We start from the raw sequence: 20865 nt of genomic DNA on the forward strand, positions 1-20865 counted from the left end.
CAGCAAGGAGTCATCCATGACCAAGACCGTCATCACCAGTGACAAGGCCCCAGCGGCCATCGGCACCTACTCTCAGGCGATCAAGGCCGGCAACACCGTTTACATGTCCGGGCAGATCCCGCTCGATCCAAAAACCATGGAACTGGTTGAAGGCTTCGAGGCCCAGACCGTCCAGGTCTTCGAGAACCTGAAAGCCGTCGCCGAAGCTGCTGGCGGTTCGTTCAAGGACATCGTCAAGCTGAACATCTTCCTGACCGACCTGAGCCACTTCGCCAAGGTCAACGAAATCATGGGCCGCTACTTCGAACAGCCTTACCCTGCTCGCGCCGCCATCGGCGTTGCCGCACTGCCTCGCGGCTCGCAAGTAGAAATGGACGCGATCCTGGTCCTCGAGTAATGCCCCAGATGGCGAACCTTGCAGGGTTCGCCATCGTTTTTCCCTGAAAGGACCCCGCCATGCGCTACGCGCTCGTCCTGTCGTTTGTTGCCGCCCTGCTCGGTGGCTGCGCCAGTCATAAACCTGAAGATTTCAACGGCATCTGGATCAACCAGAACGCCATCGATGCAGCCGCCAAAGGCGGCAACCTGCGTCAGGCCTTGCAAAGCAACGGCCCGAACCTGGAGTGGCGTATCAATACCGCCGCCAACCAGGCCCTGGTTACCAGCGGCTTTGAACTCAGCGAAGCTAAACTGCAGCCCGCCGACAAGGGCTGGAACGCTGTGTTTTATCCCAACTACAGCATTGGCCTGACCCTGGATGGCGACGAATTGGTCCAGGCGGCCAGCGAAAACGACCCAGAGCAGCGCTTCCATAAAGCCGACAAGCCACAGCTCGACGCACCGCCCCGCACGACGTTTGAACTGGCCCTCTATGAGGCCTACCTCAAAGGTGACTGGTCAATCGTCGAAGGCCCAGGCCAAGGCGCGACCATGAAGTTCAGCCCCAATGGCAGCCTCGAAGGCATGCCGAACCTGGACCGCTACGCCCTGTGCCTGGACGGCGACTGCGCCACCATGACCGGCGAGTACGACAGCCTGTGGCTGGAGAAGAACCAGCAGGGTAGCCCGTGGATCTTCAAGCGTGATGGCAAGACACTGGAAATTTTCCAGGCCATCAACCAGGCCCGCGACGACGAGATGCCTGAACTTCGTCCAGGCGCCCGCCGCTGGCTGCTGGAGCGTAAGTAAACCCGGGGCGCGTCAATCGCGCCCTGCAAGAATTGCCGCGTAGCCTTCCTGATAACTCGGGTAACGCGGGACCCAACCCAGCGAGCGTGCTCGTGCGTTCCGGCAGCGCTTGCTGCCCGTGCGCCGCACGCGCGCCTGTTCCGACCACTGGGTGACACCCAGGTATTCCCGCAACCAGGCCACCACCTCGAACAGCGGTGCCGGCGCGTCGTCCACACCGATGTAGCAATCGTCCAACGCCCGCCCCTCGCTGTCCGCCTGCAACAGGTACGCCAGCAACCCGGCAGCGTCCTCGGCATGAATCCGGTTGCCATACAATGGTGGCGTCTCGGTCACCCGGTAACCTTGGCGCACCTGCGTCAACAACCACTCACGCCCAGGGCCATAGATACCGGTCAGGCGCACAATCGTCGCCGGTACGGCGCTGTTCAGGGCCACCTGCTCGGCTTCGAGCATCAGCCGCCCCGAATAGCCCTCAGGTTCAGTGGCCGAGGTTTCATCGACCCACTCCCCATCCTTTTGCGCATAGACACTGCTACTGGACACAAACAGCAACCGTCGTGGCTGCTGCCCCTGTTCGCCAAGCCAACCCAGCACATGCCGCAGGCCATCGACATACGCCGCCCGATAGCCCGTCTCATCGTGCTGGCTAGCCGCCACGCAATAGACCAGATAGTCCGGCGCAACCTTCGGCCAGGCGGGTGGGCAGGTCGCATTGCTCAGGTCAGCAGCAATTCCGCTGACACCTGCAGGCAACTGCGCGATGTTTCTGCGCAGGCCGCTTACCTGCCAGTGCGCAGCTTGCAATTGGGTCGCCAGGCGGCCACCGACATCGCCACAACCGACAATCAAAACAGAGGGCGCAGACATCTCGAAACTCCGGTTATCAAAGCCACAGCCTATCTGCGAAAATCGATAGGTAGCTAGAGAATATGGAAGAAAGTTACTTTATTACTTTTGCTAACAAGAATTACTTGCAATAATGGCAACCCAATTTGTTCTCGGCCTGCCTCGAGGCCTGGAGAGCATCCACCTCTTTCTTTTTCATCAGGTCGGGCCAGCATGACACGTATCCCTTCTTCCGCTTTGCCAACCCCGTCGCGCGCCTGGCGCACTATCGCCGCGCTGATGTTCAGCCTGGTACTGGCGCCTGCGGCCATGGCCGATGAGCCAGCTTTACAACACAGCTCGCCAGCGGCAGCCGTTGCCGCTGCTGCACCCGCCACACCTGGCGCCGAAACAGCTGCCGAATCCGCCGCCCCTGCCGTAGCACCACTCGAAGGCCACGCCAGCGAAGGTGCAGCAGCCGTTGCCGAAGACACCAGCCTGGGCATGGCCCACGATCTGTCGCCGTGGGGCATGTACAAAAACGCCGACGTGGTGGTCAAGGCGGTCATGATCGGTCTGGCCATTGCCTCGATCATCACCTGGACCATCTGGATTGCCAAAGGCCTGGAGCTGATGGGCGCCAAACGTCGCCTGCGGGGTGACATCGCCCTGCTGAAGAAATCCTTGAGCCTCAAGGAAGCCAGCGGCGTTGCCAATACCGAAGGCACCCTGGCCCACCTGCTGGTCCATGATGCCCTCGAAGAAATGCGCCTTTCGACCAATACCCGCGAGAAAGAAGGCATCAAGGAGCGTGTCAGCTTCCGCCTGGAGCGCCTGGTCGCCGCCAGCGGTCGCAACATGAGCAGCGGCACCGGCGTGCTGGCAACCATCGGCTCCACTGCCCCCTTCGTCGGGCTGTTCGGTACGGTCTGGGGCATCATGAACAGCTTCATCGGCATCGCCAAGACTCAGACCACCAACCTGGCTGTGGTCGCCCCCGGCATCGCCGAAGCCCTGCTGGCGACGGCCCTGGGCCTGGTTGCAGCGATTCCTGCGGTGGTCATCTACAACGTCTTCGCCCGCTCCATCGCCGGCTACAAGGCACAGGTTTCCGACGCGTCGGCCCAGGTACTGCTGCTGGTCAGCCGCGATCTGGACCAACAGCCAGGCGAGCGCATCGCTCAGCCACACATGGTGAAAGTGGGGTAAGCGATGGGCCTGCATCTTAACGAGGGCGGCGACGATCTCGCCGAAAACCACGAAATCAACGTCACGCCGTTCATCGACGTGATGCTGGTGCTGCTGATCATCTTCATGGTCGCAGCGCCCCTGGCCACCGTCGATATCAAGGTCGATTTGCCCGCCTCCACGGCCAAGCCGGCACCGCGGCCGGAGAAACCGGTCTTCCTCAGCGTGAAGGCCGATCAAAACCTGTATGTCGGCGACGAGCAGGTTCAGCGTGAGCAACTCGGCGCTGTACTCGACGCCAAGACCAAAGGCGACAAGGACACCACCATCTTCTTCCAGGCCGACAAAGGCGTCGACTACGGAGACCTGATGGAGGTGATGAATGCCCTGCGGGCGGCCGGCTACCTGAAGGTCGGCCTGGTCGGACTTGAGACGGCAGCCAAGAAATGATCAAGACGCGGCATAAACTGACGCGTTACGGCGGTAGCCTGGCGATTGTGCTGGCGGTGCATGCCGTTGCCGTCCTGCTGATGCTCAACTGGTCGGTGCCTCAGGCCATTGAGCTGCCACCGGCAGCAATGATGGTTGCAATGGCCCCGATGCCGGAGCCGGCACCACCGCCTCCGCCCAAGGTCGTGACACCGCCACAGCAACCGGCACCGGTCGAAGCCCCGCCAATGCCGAAACTGGCCGAGGCGCCAAAGCCGAAGATCGCCGTACCAAAACCGGACAAGCCAAAGGCGAAGCCACAACCACCGAAACCGGAGAAAAAGCCGGAGCCTGTGGAGCAAAAGCCGGCAGAAGAGAAAGCCGTCGATACACCGCCGAGCACCGCGCCCGCGCAGCAATCCGCCGCGCCCAAGCCGAGCATCGCGAGCAACAGCAACGCCCTGCCCACGTGGCAAAGCGACCTGTTGCGCCATCTGGGCAAGTACAAGCGCTACCCGGAAGACGCGCGTCGACGTGGGCTGCAAGGCATCAACCGGCTACGTTTCGTGGTCGATGGCGAAGGAAGGATTCTGTCCTACTCCCTGGCCGCTGGTTCGGGCAGTGCAGCGCTGGACCGTGCGACGCTGGACATGATCCGCAAGGCTCAACCGGTACCCGCGCCGCCAAAAGAGCTTCTCAACAATGGCAGTATCGAAGTGGTTGCCCCATTCGTTTACTCGCTGGACAGACGCTGAACGGGTAATCCTGTCATAAACAGGCAAGTCTGATAACGTGCGTCTATCGAGTGCAGCCGCTATGCTGGGGCCGCAACTTCTTGGACGCACGTTATGACCCTTACAGAATTACGCTACATCGTCACCCTCGCTCAGGAGCAGCACTTCGGCCACGCCGCCGAACGCTGCCATGTCAGCCAACCGACCCTGTCGGTGGGCGTGAAAAAGCTGGAGGACGAGCTTGGCGTACTGATTTTCGAGCGCAGCAAGAGCGCCGTGCGCCTCACGCCGGTGGGTGAAAGCATCGTCGCGCAAGCCCAGAAAGTACTGGAGCAGGCTCAAGGCATCCGCGAGCTGGCCCAGGCAGGCAAAAATCAGCTGACTGCACCGCTGAAGGTCGGCGCCATCTACACCGTCGGCCCCTACCTGTTTCCGCACCTGATTCCGCAACTGCACCGGGTCGCCCCGCAGATGCCGTTGTACATTGAAGAAAACTTCACTCACGTGCTGCGCGACAAGCTGCGCAATGGCGAACTGGATGCGGTGATCGTTGCCCTGCCGTTCAATGAAGCCGATGTGCTGACCCTGCCGCTGTACGACGAACCGTTCTACGTACTGATGCCCAGCGAGCACCCCTGGACGCAGAAGCAAACCATCGATGCCAGCCTGCTCAACGACAAGAGCCTGCTGTTGCTGGGCGAAGGTCACTGCTTCCGAGACCAGGTACTGGAAGCCTGTCCCACCCTGAACAAGGGCAGCGATGCGGCCAAGCACACCACGGTCGAGTCCAGCTCGCTGGAAACCATCCGTCATATGGTCGCCTCCGGCCTCGGTGTCTCGGTGCTGCCACTGTCGGCGGTCCACAGTCATCACTATGCACCCGGCATCATTGAAGTTCGCCCGTTGAGCCCGCCAGCGCCGTTTCGCACCGTGGCCATTGCCTGGCGTGCGAGCTTCCCGCGGCCAAAGGCTATCGAGATCCTCGCCGACTCGATCCGCCTGTGCTCGGTGGCCAAGCCACCCGTCAGCCAGTAAGCAGCCATGACCGAGTTGTCCAAGGTATCGGTCACTGCGCTGAAGGGCGTAGGCGAAGCCATGGCGGAAAAGCTCGCCAAGGTCGGTCTGGAAAACCTTCAGGATGTGCTCTTCCACCTGCCGCTGCGCTATCAGGATCGCACCCGGGTCGTCCCGATCGGGGCCTTGCGCCCCGGCCAGGATGCCGTGATCGAAGGGGTGGTCAGTGGTGCCGACGTGGTCATGGGCAAACGCCGCAGCCTGCTGGTGCGTCTGGGCGACGGCAGTGGCGTGCTGAGCCTGCGCTTCTATCATTTCAGCAATGCGCAGAAGGAAGGCCTCAAGCGCGGAACGCACCTGCGCTGCTACGGCGAGGCCCGTCCGGGCGCATCGGGGCTGGAGATCTACCACCCGGAATACCGCGCCCTTACAGGCGATGAACCTGCACCAGTGGAACAGACCCTGACACCGATCTACCCCACCACCGAAGGCCTGACCCAACAGCGTCTGCGCCAGCTCTGCCAACAGAGCCTCGCGATGCTTGGCCCGCGCAGCCTGCCCGACTGGTTGCCTGAGGAGCTGGCCCGCGACTACCAACTGGCACCGCTGGACGATGCGATCCGCTACCTGCATCACCCTCCCGCCGATGCCGACGTCGACGAGCTCGCCCTGGGCCAGCACTGGGCTCAGCACCGCCTGGCCTTTGAAGAGCTGTTGACCCATCAGCTATCCCAGCAGCGCCTGCGCGAAAGCCTCAGGGCCCAACGGGCTCCCGCGCTGCCCAAGGCCAGCCGGCTGCCACAGCAATACCTGGCCAACCTGGGCTTTGCTCCCACCGGCGCCCAACAGCGGGTCGGCAACGAGATTGCCTACGACCTGAGCCAACCCGAACCCATGCTGCGGCTTGTCCAGGGGGACGTCGGCGCTGGCAAGACCGTTGTTGCTGCACTCGCCGCCCTGCAGGCCTTGGAGGCCGGCTACCAAGTGGCACTGATGGCGCCGACCGAGATTCTGGCCGAGCAGCACTTCATTACCTTCAAGCGCTGGCTGGAGCCGCTGGGCATCGAAGTCGCCTGGCTGGCGGGCAAGCTCAAAGGCAAGGCACGTGTTTCGGCCCTGGAGCAGATCGCGGGCGGCGCACCGATGGTGGTCGGTACCCATGCCCTGTTCCAGGACGAAGTAAAGTTCCACAACCTGGCGCTGGTGATCATCGACGAACAGCATCGCTTCGGTGTCCAGCAGCGCTTGGCGTTGCGCCAGAAAGGCGTGGGTGGCCGGCTCTGCCCCCATCAATTGATCATGACCGCAACACCCATTCCACGCACCCTGGCCATGAGCGCGTATGCCGACCTGGACACCTCGATCCTCGACGAGCTGCCGCCTGGGCGTACCCCGGTCAACACCGTACTGGTGGTCGACAGCCGCCGCCTTGAAGTGGTCGAGCGCGTGCGCGCCGCCTGCGCTGAAGGCCGTCAAGCCTACTGGGTCTGCACCCTGATCGAAGAATCCGAGGAGCTGACCTGCCAGGCCGCCGAAACCACCTTTGAAGAACTCAGCAGCGCCTTGGGCGAATTGCGCGTCGGCCTGATTCACGGGCGCATGAAACCTGCGGAGAAGGCCGCCGTCATGGCCGAATTCAAGGAAGGCCGTCTGCAACTGCTGGTGGCGACGACGGTCATCGAAGTCGGCGTAGACGTCCCCAACGCCAGCCTGATGATCATCGAAAACCCCGAACGCCTTGGTCTGGCCCAATTGCATCAGTTGCGCGGGCGTGTGGGCCGTGGCAGTGCCGTCAGCCACTGTGTGCTGCTCTACCATCCGCCGTTGTCGCAGATCGGCCGCGAACGCCTGGGAATCATGCGGGAAACCAACGACGGGTTCGTCATCGCCGAAAAAGACCTTGAGCTGCGCGGTCCTGGCGAGATGCTGGGTACCCGTCAGACCGGCCTGCTGCAGTTCAAGGTCGCCGACCTGATGCGTGACGCCGACCTGCTGCCTGCTGTACGCGATGCGGCGCAGGCACTATTGGCACGTTGGCCAACACATGTCAGCCCGCTGCTTGAACGCTGGCTGCGCCATGGCCAGCAGTATGGCCAGGTGTAATCCGCCCGACGGAATCGATCCAGCTCACGGTGCAAGCTGGTTATACTCTCGCGACTGTAAAGAATTTGGATACAGACCATGACTGAAGTTGCACTGGACGCCGCAACCCCCCAAGCCCCGTCTGTTATCCGGTTGCTGCTCGACAAACTGGATATCGCCTACCGTGAAGTGACCGAGCACCCACAGCTGCCGCCCGAGCGTCGGGTGCAGGCTGTATTGCTCGACGATGCAGTCGGTGCGCTGATGGTGTTGTTTCCGCAGAACCAGCTACTGGACCTCAAGCGCCTTACCGAACTGACCGGGCGTGATCTTGCCGCCGTGCCGTTGAAACGCCTGGAGCAAATGCTGGCCAAGCACGGCTTGAAGATTCTGCCGGGCATTCCGGCCCTTACCAGTTCGCCCTGCCTGTACGAAGAGAGCTTGCTGGACGTGCCGAGCCTGCTGATTCACTCAGGTGAAGCCGGCGTGCTACTGGAAGTTGAACGTGACACGTTCAAGAAAATGCTCAGCAAGGCCAGTGCCGGGCGTTTCGGCGAACTGCTGAGCAGTATTCAGCCCAACCTCGACCGCCCGGATGATGACCGCGAAGAGATCACCCAGGCTGTCCATGCGTTCACCGCACGGCGCATCCAGCAGCGTCTGGAATCGACCATCGAGATTCCACCGCTGGCAGAAACGGCGCAGAAGATCATCAAGTTGCGGGTCGATCCCAACGCCACCATCGACGACATCACCGGCGTAGTGGAAACCGATCCGGCATTGGCTGCTCAGGTAGTCAGTTGGGCAGGATCACCGTACTACGCTTCACCGGGCAAGATTCGCTCGGTGGAAGACGCGATCGTCCGCGTGCTGGGCTTCGACCTGGTGATCAACCTGGCACTCGGTCTGGCCCTAGGCAAAACCCTCAGCCTGCCCAAAGATCACCCACAACAGACCACACCGTACTGGCAGCAATCGATCTACACCGCAGCCGTTATCGAAGGCCTGACCCGCGCCATGCCTCGTGCCGAGCGGCCGGAGGCTGGGCTGACTTACCTCGCCGGGCTACTGCACAACTTTGGCTATCTGCTGCTGGCGCATGTGTTCCCGCCGCATTTCTCGCTGATCTGCCGGCATCTGGAGGTCAACCCGCACCTGTGTCACAGCTATGTCGAGAAGCATCTGCTGGGCATCAGCCGCGAACAGATCGGTGCCTGGCTGGTGCGTTTCTGGGACTTGCCGGACGAACTGGCCACGGCCCTGCGCTTCCAGCATGACCCACATTACGACGGTGACCACGCTGCATTCCCCAACCTGGTTTGCCTGGCCGTTCGCCTGCTGCGCGCCCGCGGCATCGGCTCAGGGCCGGAAGAAAGCATCCCGGATGAGTTACTTGAGCGCCTGGGCATGAGCCGCAGCAAAGCCGAGGATGTGGTCAACAAGGTACTTGAAGCCGAGTCGCTGTTGCGCGAGCTGGCCTCACAGTTCAACCAGAACTGACCACGTGGCCTGGCCCTCGGCGGTCAGGCCTGCTTTTTCGGTTTCAGGAACTTGGTCAGGCCTTGGAACCAGACCACCAGGGCCGGATTACCCTTGATCTGAATGCTTTTGTCCTGAATCCCCTGCATGAACGCCAACTGCTTGTTCTTGGCCTGCAACGTAGCGAAGCCGTAGGCCGCATCCTTGAAGGCTATCGCAAACGCCGGCTGCGGATGGGTACCGGCCTTGCTGCTGACGCGCAGGTCCTTGACGATGAAATGCCGAGCGACCTTGCCGTCCAGGGTCTGCAGTTGAAACACCAGGTTCTTGTCGGTCAGTTGCTGCTGGAACGCCGGGTTGTTGCGACTGGCCTTGGCCATGAGCAATCCCAGAGCCCAGAGAAGAAAGCGAAACTTCATGTGCACGCCTCGGCTAAAAAGTGACTGGCGAAGCAGTTTATAGTCTCGCTGCGAAAACACCATACGCCTTCCAGCTTTTCACAAAGGCGCCCGGCATTTGTCGTGAAAGCCGCCAAGACGGTGGGTTTCAATAACACGCCGCCCCTGCCACGGCACCTTGGTCTTTCAGGCGTTGCACGCTGGCGTCAGCGCTCTCGACGCCCTTTTCCTGAGCCAGTCGGTAGCACGCCAAAGCACGCGACAGGTCACGTCCTTGCAAGTCGCCTTGCTCATAGTGGTTGGCAAGAATCGGCAAAGTCTCCCAGCCACCCATTTTTACCGACTTGATCAACATTGCCTCGGCCCTCGCCGGGTCCAGGCACGGCCCGTCACGGGTATCGTCAGTGCCATTGCAGTAGAACTGTGCCAGCAACGCGGCGGCCACCGGCAGGGTTTCCGCCGCGCGGCTCAGCAGTTTCTCGCTGACTTCTGCACTCAGGGCCGGCGCCATGCCGGAAAAGCCGAGGCTGACCGCCTCCAGGCTGGCCTGTGGATTGCCCGAGGCCGCTGCGCAGAGCTTGTTCTGCAGTGCCGCTTCAAAGAACTCGGTGGTCGGTGGATAACGCTCGACACCACCCAGCCCCTGAAAAATTCCGCTCTTGAGGTAGCAGATCTCTTCAGCACGGCTCATGTTCGGCATCCCGCTGACTGCCAAACGGCTTTCATCTACCGACCAGTCCTCCATTGCCACCAGCGTCCAACACGCTGCGTACTCAAACAGGTAGGCCTTGATCGCCTCGTTGCCTGCCCGCTTGTCGTCTACCCGAACATGACGGGCGTCGATCCGTTGTACCTCCACCCCCGTCATGCCTGTATCGGTAATGGCCGACATCAACGGCAGCGCCAACTGATCGCCCTGCAACACGCGGACGCTGGGTTGTGCGGAGTCGCCGACGACCTCTAGCGTCGTGCTGAAAACGCGCCCGGCACTGGCCTGGCGCTGCACGTCGATCGTTTGGGAAAAGGCCCGGAGAAACGCTGTGAAATCCGTGGCCGCACATACCGCAGGTGCGGCCACGGCAGTGATGGGGAACGCGCACAGCCACAACATGGCCAGGAACGATGCAGTAAGGAAGGTAGCGGGTGTCATGGGAGCTAAATCGTCCTGATTGATTAGCGCGTGTTGCCGCGACTGCGCTCCAGAGCGCGTGCGGGAATCAGCCGTTCCTTGCCAGCGGCCTGCATGGCCGCAATGTAGGCGGTGTAGTAACCCGCTGCCTGGCTTGGCTTGTACAAGCCCCACAGGGCATCGGCGATGTTCAGTTTCAACACCACGCGCTCAGGCACCACGCGCTCGACCTTGCTGAACAGCTCATACGCCGACGCCTGCCAACTCGCCTCTTGAAGGGCATAACCGAGATCGTTGTACAGCGGTGCGTTACTTACCGTCAGGGGTTCATCACGCAGCAACTGCGCGACCCTGAGGCTCAGGTAACTACTGACCGCTTCGGTGTCCTTGGCCTTCAAGCGCTCAAGGACAATCCTGTGCGCCAGCTTCAGCGAGTCCCGCTCACGGCCTTGCACCCGCTCTTTGAGCTTCTGCGTTGCCAAGGGTCGGCTGATGTACCAGTGGTAGTTGATCCAGTAGATGGCCATATTGCCCTCATACCCGGACAACACCTGCGAAGCCGCCTCATCCTTGACCAGTGCATCCGCTATCCAGGTGTATACGAAAGCGCGGTACTCCCAGCCCTTGATCGCGTAGGTGTCAAAGCCTGAATGATCAACCGGCCACCGGCAGAGCACCACCAGGTAGGGCTTGGTGCTGTCGACCGTATAGGCATCGACAACCTCTGGGTTGCCTTGCTCAGGCAGGCACTTGTCTGGCAGCGCTTCAGTAAACCCCTCGGCGCCTTGCAACTGACCTTGCCACCCCCTGCCTGTGTCGCTCGCCAGGCGCTCGAACTGCACCTGAGTGGCGCCCTTGAAGCTGGGTGTCAGTTGAAACTGCCGTGTCTCGGCCTGCGCCAGAAGCGGCAACAGAGCCCATAGCAGGCTTAGGCCAATAGACTTCACGTATTCACCTGCCCTGACACATCGACGTTTTGCCGGGCAACCGATGGCCGACGACGGGCAAACACCTGCTCAAGGCCTATCGCCAGTAACGTCACCCCGCCGGCCAGGCCGCTGAAAAACCCGGCCCGCACCGGATGATCCGGCAACAGCCAGTACAGAATCAGGGCGACCATCGCGGCGTTGAGTAACACCTTGAGTTTCCAGCGAGGGAGCAAGGCAATCACCGTGCTGAACACGATCAGGGTATAGAACACCAACCAGACAATGCTGCCCGCTGCCACCCCTCTGGCGGTGAAGCCACCATAGCGCTGCTTGTAAAGCGTGACGCCGTAATCGTTGAGCAACAGGAACAGAAAACCGGCAAGACCATAGATGAGCACTACCTTTAGCCAGCGAATCATCTAGGCCACCCGAGTGTTCATGTAATAGGTGCCAACAATGTGCAGCGCCACCACGGTTGCCAGGCAACCAAGGATCAGCACCCGTAGCCAGGCCCTGTGCCACAAACGCGGGTTCAGGCCACACAGCAGGCCGATCAGGCAGGCAATCGCCAGTGAACCGAACAAGTCACTATCGGCCAACCCAGCCAGGTAGCCCTTGAAGTAGTCGTCATCAACGTACATCCGCGCAATGCTCCATGGGCAAGGCCAGGGGAAAATAATCAGCGCAGAACAGGGGGGAATACAGACAGGCCCGCAGCAAGCAGCGACCGCACAGGCGGGCCGTCTTGTGGGGATATAACGCAGTAGGCGTATGCCGCTTCTTCCCTGAAACGCGTTGCGGCCAATACACCCTATCGGCCGAGGCGACGTATGCTAGTGAGAAGCCGGGGAGCAGGCAAATAAAAACGGGCGCCGCCTGGGCACCCGTTTTTCATGGCATCAGTTGCCAGGAGGCATCATGGGTTGACGCTGTCCTTGAGGAACTTGCCAGGTTTGAACGCGACGGTATTGCTGGCCTTGATCTTCACCGGCTCGCCGGTTTGCGGGTTCTTGCCCGTGCGGGCACCACGGTGGCGTTGCAGGAAGGTGCCGAAACCCACCAGGGTCACACTGTCTTTGCGGTGCAGGGCGCTGGTGATCTCTTCGAGTACGGCGTTGAGCACGCGATTGGCCTGCTCTTTGGTGAGGTCAGCCTTTTCAGCAATAGCTGCGGCGAGTTCTGGTTTACGCATAGTGAAGCCTCTTTGACGGATTTTTTGTTGTTATGCCGTGCTGCTCCCAGGGAGCAGCGCCCAAGGGGCCGCAGGCTCTAAACTGCGGCAGACGGGTGTGAGGATGGCACGCCGCCCAAAGCCGCGCCAGTCTCTGAGCGACCTTTGTGTTGGCAAAGGATAGGTAAATCCGACAAAACGCCCGGCATTCACGCCATCAGCGCGGGCAACTGGCGGTTCAGCGCCAGTTTTTCCATCACCGCAGTACCGGTCAGTGCGTAGCCCAACAGGTTCCCATCGGCATCATGGCACAGCACCTTGAGGTCAGCGCCCTGCCCTTCGACCTGCCATTGCCCCTCGCTGCCACGCGGCGGCGGTGAAATCACCAGCGGGCATACCGGTGTTTTCACCGTGATCGGCATAGGCCCATAGCTAACCGTTGTCAGCGTGCCCGCGAGGGTCTGGGCCAAGGCACGTGCACAGCTCATCAATGGCATCACATAGAGCAGGTTGAGCCCATCCACTTCGGCACAGTCGCCCAGCGCGTAGATGTTCGCATGCGAGGTGCGCAATGTACGGTCGACCACCACACCACGGTTCACCACCAGGCCCGCGGCCGCAGCCAGATCAATACGTGGGCGCAACCCGACCGCCGATACCACCAGGTCGCAGGCGATCACACGGCCATCGGACAGGTGGGCTTCCAGGCCATCCGCTGCGCGCTGCAGACGGGTCAGTACCGGGCCAAGGTGAAAGCGCACACCCAACCCCTCCAGGCCAGCCTGCACGGCACGCGCCGCCGCCGGGTGCAGCAGGGTGGGCATGACCTGTTCGCACGGTGCGACCAGCTCGACCTGATAACCCCCAATGCTCAGGTCGTTGGCGAACTCGCAACCGATAAGGCCGGCACCGAGAATCAGCACCCGCTGCTTGCCTGCGGCAGCAGCCCGAAAGCGTGCGTAGTCTTCCAGATCGTTGATCGGGAAAATCGCCTCGCTCGCATCGCCGTCAACCGATACCCGCACGGTTTCCGCGCCCCAGGCCAGGATCAGGTCGCGATAGGCCACGGCCTCTTCGCCAATCCACACCCGCTTGTGCCCTGGATCGATGCCACTGATACGGGTGTGCGTGCGCACTTCCGCCTTGAGCTGTTCAGCCATGGCGCCAGGCTCGGCCATGCTCAGGCCATCAGCATCCTTCTGCTTGGCAAAACCGGTGGACAGCATGGGCTTGGAATAGGAGCGCCCATCATCAGCGGTGATCAGCAGCAACGGCGTCTCGCCGTCGAGCTTGCGAAACTCACGGGCGAGGTTGTATCCCGCAAGACCCGTACCGACAATCACCACTGGAGCCGTCATGAAGTGCTTCCTTGTACGTTAGAAAATCGATCAGCCGATGGCGATCATTTCGAAATCGGTCTTGCCCACGCCGCAGTCCGGGCACAACCAGTCTGCAGGCACATCTTCCCAGCGGGTACCCGGCTCGATACCGTCATCCGGCCAGCCTTCGGCCTCGTCGTAAATCAGCCCACACACCACACATTGCCACTTTTTCATTGCTAAGGTTCCTACTCAGGCTTGGCGTGGTCGCTCTGCAACGTGCGGTGGCGACCATCAGGAAGGCTTTGTACTGGAGGGCGACGCCACGATGCAAGCCGGAACGGGCAATCATGCTAAGCTCGCCACCTCACTGGCCTGTAACCGCATACCTACCGTGCCGTACGAAACTTCGCTAGCGCCTACTCCGTACTGGCAGCCACAGCCGCTGCCGACCGCCTCTGTCGACGCGCCAACCCTCGACTGGTTGTTCGACCAAGGTTCCCTGACCCGTCGACTGACTCAATTATCCGCCGATCAATTCTGCGTGACACCCCTTTGCGAAGGCTGGCAGACGCTCCGCGACGATGAGTGCCAGGCACTCGGGCTGGCACCTGGCAGCGAAGGCTGGGTACGCGAAGTGTACTTGCTCGGGCAAGACCAGCCCTGGGTGTTCGCCCGCAGCGTGGCGGCCCGCAGTGCACTGGAAGAGGATGGGCTGGACCTGGAGAGCCTTGGCAGTCGGTCGCTCGGCGAACTGTTGTTCTGTGATCGCGGGTTTACCCGCCAGGCCATTGAAATATGCCGCTACCCTTCGGCCTGGCTACCGCCGGATGTTGCCTGCGATCAGCTATGGGCAAGGCGTTCACGCTTCGACCGTGGCGCGTTGAGCGTTTTGGTTGCTGAAACTTTTCTACCGGCACTGTGGCACGCCGCGAATATCCGTCAGGAGGACTGCTGATGTACCTGAGCCTGCTCAAGTCCCTCAATCGCCTGCACCCCCGTGCCTGGGACTTCATCCAACTGAGCCGGATGGACAAGCCAATCGGCATCTACCTGCTGCTCTGGCCGACCTTGTCTGCCATATGGATCGCCGGCAAGGGCTCGCCATCGCTGGCCAACGTGCTGATTTTCACCCTCGGGGTCGTCCTGATGCGGGCAGCAGGCTGTGCGATCAACGACTTCGCCGACCGCAAGGTCGATGGCCATGTCAAACGCACCGCCGAACGGCCATTGGCCAGCGGCAAGATCAGCGGCCGCGAAGCCCTGGCGTTGTTCGCCCTGCTGGTAGGCGTGAGCTTCGCACTGGTGCTGTGCACCAATGCCACCACGGTCTGGCTGTCGTTCGGCGCAGTGGCGCTGGCATCCTGCTACCCGTTCATGAAACGCTATACCTACTACCCACAGGTGGTTCTGGGTGCGGCCTATTCATGGGGCATTCCCATGGCCTTCACCGCTGAGACCGGTGAACTGCCGGCCATTGCCTGGCTTCTGTACATTGCCAACCTGCTCTGGACCGTAGGCTACGACACCTACTACGCCATGGTTGACCGTGATGACGACCTGAAAATCGGGGTCAAGTCCACCGCCATCCTGTTCGGCGAAGCCGATCGGTTCATCATTGTGACGCTTCAGGGGTTGTCACTGGCCTGCCTGCTGATGGCCGGCAATCGTTTCGGCCTCGGCGGCTGGTTCCACCTGGGGCTGGTGGCCGCGGCACTGTGCTTTGCCTGGGAATACTGGTCGACCCGCAAACTGGATCGCGAGTCATGCTTCAAGGCCTTCCTGCACAACCACTGGGCCGGCCTGTTGGTGTTTATCGGTATCGTGCTCGACTACGCACTACGCTGACCGCCCTCGGGCGGTCAGCATTTGGGCGGCGCTCAGGGTTTGGCTACGTGCCAGACGTCCTTCATACCGTCGCCAAACATATCGCCGGCTTTCTTGTCATTGATAAAGGTGTACACCGGCTTGCCATCGTAGGCCCACTGCATCGTACCGTCATCACGCTTGATCTGCGTCCATTCACCCTCGGCTTTCTCGCCGGCCTTGACCATCAGCGGCGGCCAGTTCTTGGCACACTCACCACTGCACATCGACTTGCCCCCCATATCCTTGTCAAAGGTATAGAGGGTCATGCCATGTGCATCGACAAGCATGCCATCCTTTTCCATGGCATATTCGGCCAAGGCCACCCCCGGCAAGGCCAGTGCTGCTACCGTGAAAAGCGCCATCCAGTTCAGCGTATGTCGTGTCATTGGATCCACCTTCTGTTCTCGGGAGTGAGACCTTTAAGCCTAGCCCAGTAACAGAATGTTGCTGCAAGCGCCCACGACCTGTCACACGACTGCAATAATTCCGTTATCTAATGCGGGCCAAGACACCTGAATGGTAAGAGGTTAAAGCATGGTTGGCAGAAACATTCTAATCGTCGACGACGAAGCGCCGATTCGCGAGATGATCGCCGTTGCATTGGAAATGGCCGGCTATGACTGCCTGGAAGCAGAAAATTCGCAGCAGGCGCATGCCATCATCGTCGACCGCAAGCCCGACCTGATCCTGCTCGACTGGATGCTGCCTGGCACCTCGGGCATCGAACTGGCCCGACGCTTGAAGCGCGATGAACTGACCGGCGACATCCCGATCATCATGCTCACCGCCAAGGGTGAGGAAGACAACAAGATCCAGGGGTTGGAAGTCGGCGCTGACGACTACATCACCAAGCCGTTCTCGCCACGAGAGCTGGTGGCACGCCTCAAAGCCGTGTTGCGCCGCGCCGGCCCAAGTGACGGCGAAGCGCCCATCGAAGTGGGTGGGTTGCTGCTCGATCCGATCAGCCACCGCGTAACCATCGATGGCAAACCTGCCGAAATGGGCCCGACCGAATACCGCTTGCTGCAGTTCTTCATGACCCACCAGGAGCGCGCCTACACCCGTGGTCAGCTGCTTGATCAGGTCTGGGGCGGAAACGTCTACGTTGAAGAGCGCACCGTCGATGTGCATATTCGTCGCCTGCGCAAAGCGCTGGGTGAAGCCTACGAGAATCTGGTACAAACCGTTCGTGGCACCGGCTACCGTTTTTCGACTAAAAGCTGAAGCGTCGACGCGCGCATCGGCTTGCAGCGCGCAGCTGCCTCTGGAAAGGATGTTCCGCTAATTGAACCAGAACTGGCATGGCACACTGATTCGCCACATGTTGCTGTTGATCACGGTCTGCCTGCTGGCAGGCCTTGTCAGCGGCTATTATGGATGGAGCCTGGCGCTGGGCCTGGGGCTCTATCTGGGCTGGACCTTAAAGCAACTCCTGCGCCTGCACGAATGGCTGCGGCTGCATCAGGTCGACGAAGCGCCGCCCGATGGCTACGGCCTGTGGGGCGAGGTTTTCGATAGCATCTATCACCTGCAACGTCGCGATCAGCGCGTTCGCGGACGCCTGCAAGCGGTCATCGACCGCGTTCAGGAGTCGACCGCCGCACTGAAGGATGCGGTGATCATGCTCGACAGCGACGGTAACCTGGAGTGGTGGAACCGTGCCGCAGAAACCCTGCTGGGCCTCAAGACCCCACAGGACAGCGGCCAACCGGTCACCAACCTGGTTCGCCATCCTCGCTTCAAGGAGTACTTCGAACAGGAGAACTACCTTGAACCCTTGGAAATACCCTCGCCGATCAATGACCGCCTGCGCGTGCAACTGCACATCACCCGCTACGGCAACAACGAGCATTTGATGCTCGTGCGCGATGTCACACGCATTCATCAGCTTGAACAGATGCGCAAGGACTTCGTCGCCAACGTGTCCCACGAACTGCGCACGCCGCTGACGGTAATCGCCGGTTATCTGGAAACCCTGCTGGACAACGTCGAAGACGTCAACCCGCGCTGGGTACGGGCGCTGCAACAGATGCAGCAGCAAGGTGGGCGGATGCAAACCCTGCTCAACGACCTGCTGCTGCTCGCCAAGCTGGAAGCCACCGACTACCCCTCGGACAACCAGCCGGTGGCGATCAATGCCCTGCTGCAGTCGATCAAAGGTGACGCCAAAGCCTTGTCCGGGCAACGCAACCAGAACATCACGCTGGAAACCGAAGGCGACGTGTACCTCAAAGGCAGCGAAGCAGAACTGCGCAGCGCCTTTTCCAACCTGATCTTCAACGCCGTGAAATACACCCCGGATGGCGGCCAGATCCGCATCCGCTGGTGGAGCGATAGCCAGGGTGCGCACCTGAGCGTGCAGGACTCCGGGATCGGCATCGACCCCAAGCATCTGCCGCGCCTGACTGAGCGCTTCTACCGGGTCGACTCCAGCCGTGCCTCCAATACCGGCGGCACCGGCCTGGGCCTGGCAATCGTCAAGCATGTGCTGCTGCGCCATCGTGGTCGCCTGGAGATCAGCAGCGTCCTGGGCCACGGCAGCACCTTTACCTGCCATTTTGCGGCCACACAACTGGCCCTGCGAAACGCCTCCTGAACGCGCGCCACTAGGCATTTGCGCCTTCAGCCGCTACATTGGCCCACTTGCGCCGACAGAAGTCGGCGCAGCATCTCTCTATTTCTTCAAAAGACGGACCCCTTAAAAATCCATCATGGACCCTTCCGCTGGTTTTAGCCTCGCTTCACTTTTCGCCGATTTCGGCATGATTCTCTTCGCGCTGCTACTGGTTCTGCTCAACGGCTTCTTCGTTGCCGCCGAGTTCGCCATGGTCAAGCTGCGCTCGACCCGGGTCGAGGCCATCGCCGATAAGAATGGCTGGCGCGGGCACATCCTACGCACCGTACACAGCCAGCTGGACGCCTACCTGTCGGCCTGCCAACTCGGCATCACCCTCGCCTCGCTAGGCCTGGGCTGGGTCGGTGAGCCGGCTTTCGCTCACCTGCTCGAACCCCTGCTGGGCGCCGTTGGCGTACAGTCGCCAGAAGTGATCAAGGCGGTCTCGTTCTTCAGCGCCTTCTTTGTCATTTCCTACCTGCACATCGTGGTCGGTGAGCTGGCGCCAAAATCCTGGGCCATTCGCAAGCCTGAGCTGTTGTCGCTGTGGACAGCCGTGCCGCTGTACCTGTTCTACTGGACGATGTACCCGGCGATCTACCTGCTCAACGCCAGTGCCAACGCCATCCTGCGGATCGCTGGCCAAGGCGAGCCTGGGCCACACCATGAGCACCACTACAGCCGAGAAGAACTCAAGCTGATCCTGCACTCAAGCCGTGGGCAAGACCCAAGCGACCAAGGCATGCGCGTATTGGCCTCGGCAGTGGAGATGGGTGAGCTGGAAGTCGTCGACTGGGCAAACTCCCGGGAAGACATGGTCAGCCTGGAAGCCAACGCCCCCCTCAAGGACATCCTGGCGATGTTCCGCCGACACAAGTTCAGCCGCTACCCGGTCTATGACGCGGAGCGTGGTGAATTTATCGGCCTGCTGCATATCAAGGACCTGCTGCTGGAACTGGCCGACCTGGATCATATTCCGGAGTCCTTCAACCTGGCCGAGCTGACCCGACCACTGGAGCGCGTTTCCCGGCATATGCCGCTGTCGCAACTGCTGGAGCAGTTCCGCCAGGGCGGCGCGCACTTCGCCCTGGTCGAGGAAGCCGACGGCAAGGTCATCGGCTACCTGACCATGGAAGACGTACTGGAAGTGCTGGTCGGCGATATTCAGGACGAGCACCGCAAGGCCGAACGCGGCATTCTCGCCTACCAACCGGGCAAACTGCTGGTGCGGGGCGATACGCCGTTGTTCAAGGTTGAACGCCTGCTTGGCGTTGACCTGGACCACATCGAAGCCGAAACGCTCGCCGGGTTGGTCTATGAGACCCTCAAGCGGGTACCGGAAGAGGAAGAAGTGCTGGAAGTCGAAGGCCTGCGAATCATCATCAAAAAGATGAAAGGGCCGAAGATCGTGCTGGCCAAGGTTCTCAAGCTCGACTGACCGCACTACGGGTTACCGGCAGGGTAACCCGCAGGATGGCCTGGTAAAACTGACCTGTAGGGCATGCAGCAGGCCCTACAGGCGTCGACGAGGCGGATCAGGCGCCGGGGGTGAAGTGCTTCTGCGCCGTACCCCGGGCAATCAGCCGCGAAACGTAGTCGAGCTTCTGCGCGTCCTGGTCGACGAAACGGAACGTAATCTGCAACCAGTCGCTGTCCGGCCTTGGCTCCAAGGCCGCTACCGCATGCAGGTAGCCGTTCAAGCGTGCGGTTTCAGCACTTTCGCCCTGCTCCAGGTCGAGCACCGCGCCTTCCAGCACTTGCGGCAGTGTCTCACTGCGGCGCACCACAATCAGGGCTTCCTTGAGGCTCAGGGCCTTGATCACACAGGGCTGAGTACCACTTGGCAAGCGCAGTTGGCCTTGACCACGACCGACCGGAGCTGCCGCCTTGGCCTGTGGCGTGGGTGCATTGATCAGCGGCTTGGCTGGGGCAACCGCGGGTGCAGCCGTCGGCTTGACGGTTTCGGCCTTGCCGCCGGTCAAAGCGCTCAACGAATCATTGGCAAACGCGGAGTTGGCGCGGGTCGGCGCGCTGGACAGCAGTGCGTCGAGCTTGCCCACCTTGGACAAGGCTTTCTTGACCTTGGTCAGCAACTGCTCGTTCGTGAACGGCTTGCCGATAAAGTCCGAAACGCCAGCCTGGATAGCCTGGACAACGTTTTCTTTATCGCCACGGCTGGTCACCATGATGAAGGGCAACGCCTTCATCGACTCCTGCTGGCGACACCAGGTCAGCAGCTCAATACCCGACATTTCCGGCATTTCCCAGTCGCACAGCACCAGGTCAAAGGCCTCACGGGACAAGATTGCCTGAGCCTTGCGACCGTTGACCGCATCTTCGGTCACGATGCCGGGGAAGGCATTGCGCAGGCATTTCTTTACCAGATCGCGGATGAAGGGCGCATCATCCACCACCAAAACACTGACTTTACTCATCGCCACTCCTTTTCAACCCCGGCTAGCATAACGCTGACTGATGGCCATCTGCCAAAAAC

The 20865-nt window shown here is 61.1% G+C and carries 24 protein-coding genes; 13 read left to right on the plus strand and 11 right to left on the minus strand.

Annotation, left to right across the window (positions count from 1 at the left end):
* Nucleotides 1-16 precede the first annotated feature (16 nt).
* Complete coding sequence (locus AB7M23_RS05715) at nucleotides 17-397, plus strand: RidA family protein (RefSeq protein ID WP_454240392.1); 381 nt, start codon at nucleotides 17-19, stop codon at nucleotides 395-397.
* A 59-nt stretch (nucleotides 398-456) separates the two neighbouring features.
* Nucleotides 457-1188: a hypothetical protein gene (locus AB7M23_RS05720; protein WP_099776352.1), complete on the plus strand. Its 732-nt coding sequence runs from the start codon at nucleotides 457-459 to the stop codon at nucleotides 1186-1188.
* 12 nt (nucleotides 1189-1200) lie between these two features.
* Here the strand turns inward: AB7M23_RS05720 and AB7M23_RS05725 are convergent, their stop codons facing one another.
* The gene (locus AB7M23_RS05725; protein ID WP_454240393.1) at nucleotides 1201-2058 is read right to left on the minus strand and encodes an SDR family oxidoreductase; all 858 of its coding nucleotides are present in this window, start codon (nucleotides 2056-2058) and stop codon (nucleotides 1201-1203) included.
* 192 nt (nucleotides 2059-2250) lie between these two features.
* On the opposite strand from AB7M23_RS05725, the gene exbB reads away from it, so the two are divergent.
* The 6 genes from exbB to AB7M23_RS05755 all read left to right on the plus strand — a co-directional run bounded on the left by exbB (nucleotide 2251) and on the right by AB7M23_RS05755 (nucleotide 8963).
* Nucleotides 2251-3225 (plus strand): tonB-system energizer ExbB, encoded by a 975-nt coding sequence (gene exbB / locus AB7M23_RS05730; protein WP_454240394.1) that lies wholly within the window; start codon nucleotides 2251-2253, stop codon nucleotides 3223-3225.
* Between the two features lie 3 nt (nucleotides 3226-3228).
* A complete protein-coding gene (gene exbD, locus AB7M23_RS05735) occupies nucleotides 3229-3654 on the plus strand; it encodes a TonB system transport protein ExbD (RefSeq protein ID WP_099776357.1) in 426 nt (141 codons plus the stop codon).
* Nucleotides 3651-4388 (plus strand): energy transducer TonB, encoded by a 738-nt coding sequence (locus tag AB7M23_RS05740; RefSeq protein WP_454240395.1) that lies wholly within the window; start codon nucleotides 3651-3653, stop codon nucleotides 4386-4388. The genes exbD and AB7M23_RS05740 overlap by 4 nt, the downstream gene beginning before the upstream one ends.
* Nucleotides 4389-4481: 93 nt before the next feature.
* Nucleotides 4482-5402: a hydrogen peroxide-inducible genes activator gene (locus AB7M23_RS05745; protein ID WP_065758136.1), complete on the plus strand. Its 921-nt coding sequence runs from the start codon at nucleotides 4482-4484 to the stop codon at nucleotides 5400-5402.
* A 6-nt stretch (nucleotides 5403-5408) separates the two neighbouring features.
* A complete protein-coding gene (recG, locus tag AB7M23_RS05750) occupies nucleotides 5409-7484 on the plus strand; it encodes an ATP-dependent DNA helicase RecG (RefSeq protein ID WP_330522466.1) in 2076 nt (691 codons plus the stop codon).
* A gap of 78 nt (nucleotides 7485-7562) precedes the next feature.
* Complete coding sequence (locus AB7M23_RS05755) at nucleotides 7563-8963, plus strand: aminoacyl-tRNA deacylase and HDOD domain-containing protein (RefSeq protein ID WP_102052723.1); 1401 nt, start codon at nucleotides 7563-7565, stop codon at nucleotides 8961-8963.
* A gap of 23 nt (nucleotides 8964-8986) precedes the next feature.
* Here the strand turns inward: AB7M23_RS05755 and AB7M23_RS05760 are convergent, their stop codons facing one another.
* The 8 genes from AB7M23_RS05760 to AB7M23_RS05795 form a co-directional block, all read right to left on the minus strand.
* A complete protein-coding gene (locus tag AB7M23_RS05760; RefSeq protein WP_065758164.1) occupies nucleotides 8987-9361 on the minus strand; it encodes a helicase in 375 nt (124 codons plus the stop codon).
* 127 nt (nucleotides 9362-9488) lie between these two features.
* Entirely contained in the window at nucleotides 9489-10490 is a 1002-nt protein-coding gene (locus AB7M23_RS05765; RefSeq protein ID WP_454240396.1) for a sel1 repeat family protein, read from the minus strand.
* 23 nt (nucleotides 10491-10513) lie between these two features.
* Nucleotides 10514-11416 (minus strand): hypothetical protein, encoded by a 903-nt coding sequence (locus AB7M23_RS05770; RefSeq protein ID WP_102052725.1) that lies wholly within the window; start codon nucleotides 11414-11416, stop codon nucleotides 10514-10516.
* Nucleotides 11413-11817 carry a hypothetical protein gene (locus tag AB7M23_RS05775; RefSeq protein ID WP_454240397.1) on the minus strand — a complete coding sequence of 135 codons (405 nt, stop codon included), beginning with the start codon at nucleotides 11815-11817 and terminating at the stop codon, nucleotides 11413-11415. Before AB7M23_RS05775 ends, AB7M23_RS05770 begins: the two co-directional genes overlap by 4 nt.
* A complete protein-coding gene (locus tag AB7M23_RS05780; RefSeq protein WP_099776369.1) occupies nucleotides 11818-12039 on the minus strand; it encodes a hypothetical protein in 222 nt (73 codons plus the stop codon).
* 275 nt (nucleotides 12040-12314) lie between these two features.
* Nucleotides 12315-12590 (minus strand): HU family DNA-binding protein, encoded by a 276-nt coding sequence (locus AB7M23_RS05785; protein WP_065758133.1) that lies wholly within the window; start codon nucleotides 12588-12590, stop codon nucleotides 12315-12317.
* A 188-nt stretch (nucleotides 12591-12778) separates the two neighbouring features.
* Entirely contained in the window at nucleotides 12779-13927 is a 1149-nt protein-coding gene (locus tag AB7M23_RS05790; protein ID WP_102052727.1) for an NAD(P)/FAD-dependent oxidoreductase, read from the minus strand.
* A gap of 30 nt (nucleotides 13928-13957) precedes the next feature.
* A complete protein-coding gene (locus AB7M23_RS05795) occupies nucleotides 13958-14125 on the minus strand; it encodes a rubredoxin (RefSeq protein ID WP_099776373.1) in 168 nt (55 codons plus the stop codon).
* A gap of 157 nt (nucleotides 14126-14282) precedes the next feature.
* Between AB7M23_RS05795 and AB7M23_RS05800 the strand changes: the two genes are divergently transcribed.
* Nucleotides 14283-14846, plus strand: a complete 564-nt coding sequence (locus AB7M23_RS05800; protein ID WP_454240398.1) for a chorismate--pyruvate lyase family protein — start codon at nucleotides 14283-14285, stop codon at nucleotides 14844-14846.
* Nucleotides 14846-15736 (plus strand): 4-hydroxybenzoate octaprenyltransferase, encoded by an 891-nt coding sequence (ubiA, locus tag AB7M23_RS05805; RefSeq protein WP_454240399.1) that lies wholly within the window; start codon nucleotides 14846-14848, stop codon nucleotides 15734-15736. The genes AB7M23_RS05800 and ubiA overlap by 1 nt, the downstream gene beginning before the upstream one ends.
* Nucleotides 15737-15768: 32 nt before the next feature.
* Here the strand turns inward: ubiA and AB7M23_RS05810 are convergent, their stop codons facing one another.
* Nucleotides 15769-16143 carry a COG4315 family predicted lipoprotein gene (locus tag AB7M23_RS05810; RefSeq protein ID WP_065758129.1) on the minus strand — a complete coding sequence of 125 codons (375 nt, stop codon included), beginning with the start codon at nucleotides 16141-16143 and terminating at the stop codon, nucleotides 15769-15771.
* Nucleotides 16144-16291: 148 nt separating this feature from the next.
* On the opposite strand from AB7M23_RS05810, the gene phoB reads away from it, so the two are divergent.
* From phoB to AB7M23_RS05825, 3 genes are all read left to right on the plus strand, one after another.
* Nucleotides 16292-16981, plus strand: a complete 690-nt coding sequence (phoB, locus tag AB7M23_RS05815) for a phosphate regulon transcriptional regulator PhoB (protein ID WP_028942483.1) — start codon at nucleotides 16292-16294, stop codon at nucleotides 16979-16981.
* 97 nt (nucleotides 16982-17078) lie between these two features.
* Nucleotides 17079-18353: a phosphate regulon sensor histidine kinase PhoR gene (gene phoR / locus AB7M23_RS05820; protein ID WP_256588015.1), complete on the plus strand. Its 1275-nt coding sequence runs from the start codon at nucleotides 17079-17081 to the stop codon at nucleotides 18351-18353.
* Nucleotides 18354-18468: 115 nt separating this feature from the next.
* Entirely contained in the window at nucleotides 18469-19809 is a 1341-nt protein-coding gene (locus AB7M23_RS05825) for a hemolysin family protein (RefSeq protein ID WP_102052731.1), read from the plus strand.
* 97 nt (nucleotides 19810-19906) lie between these two features.
* Here AB7M23_RS05825 and AB7M23_RS05830 read toward each other — a convergent pair whose 3' ends face one another.
* A complete protein-coding gene (locus AB7M23_RS05830) occupies nucleotides 19907-20806 on the minus strand; it encodes a response regulator (protein WP_454240400.1) in 900 nt (299 codons plus the stop codon).
* Nucleotides 20807-20865: the final 59 nt, after the last annotated feature.

Source organism: Pseudomonas sp. HLS-6 TE3448 (assembly GCF_053629555.1).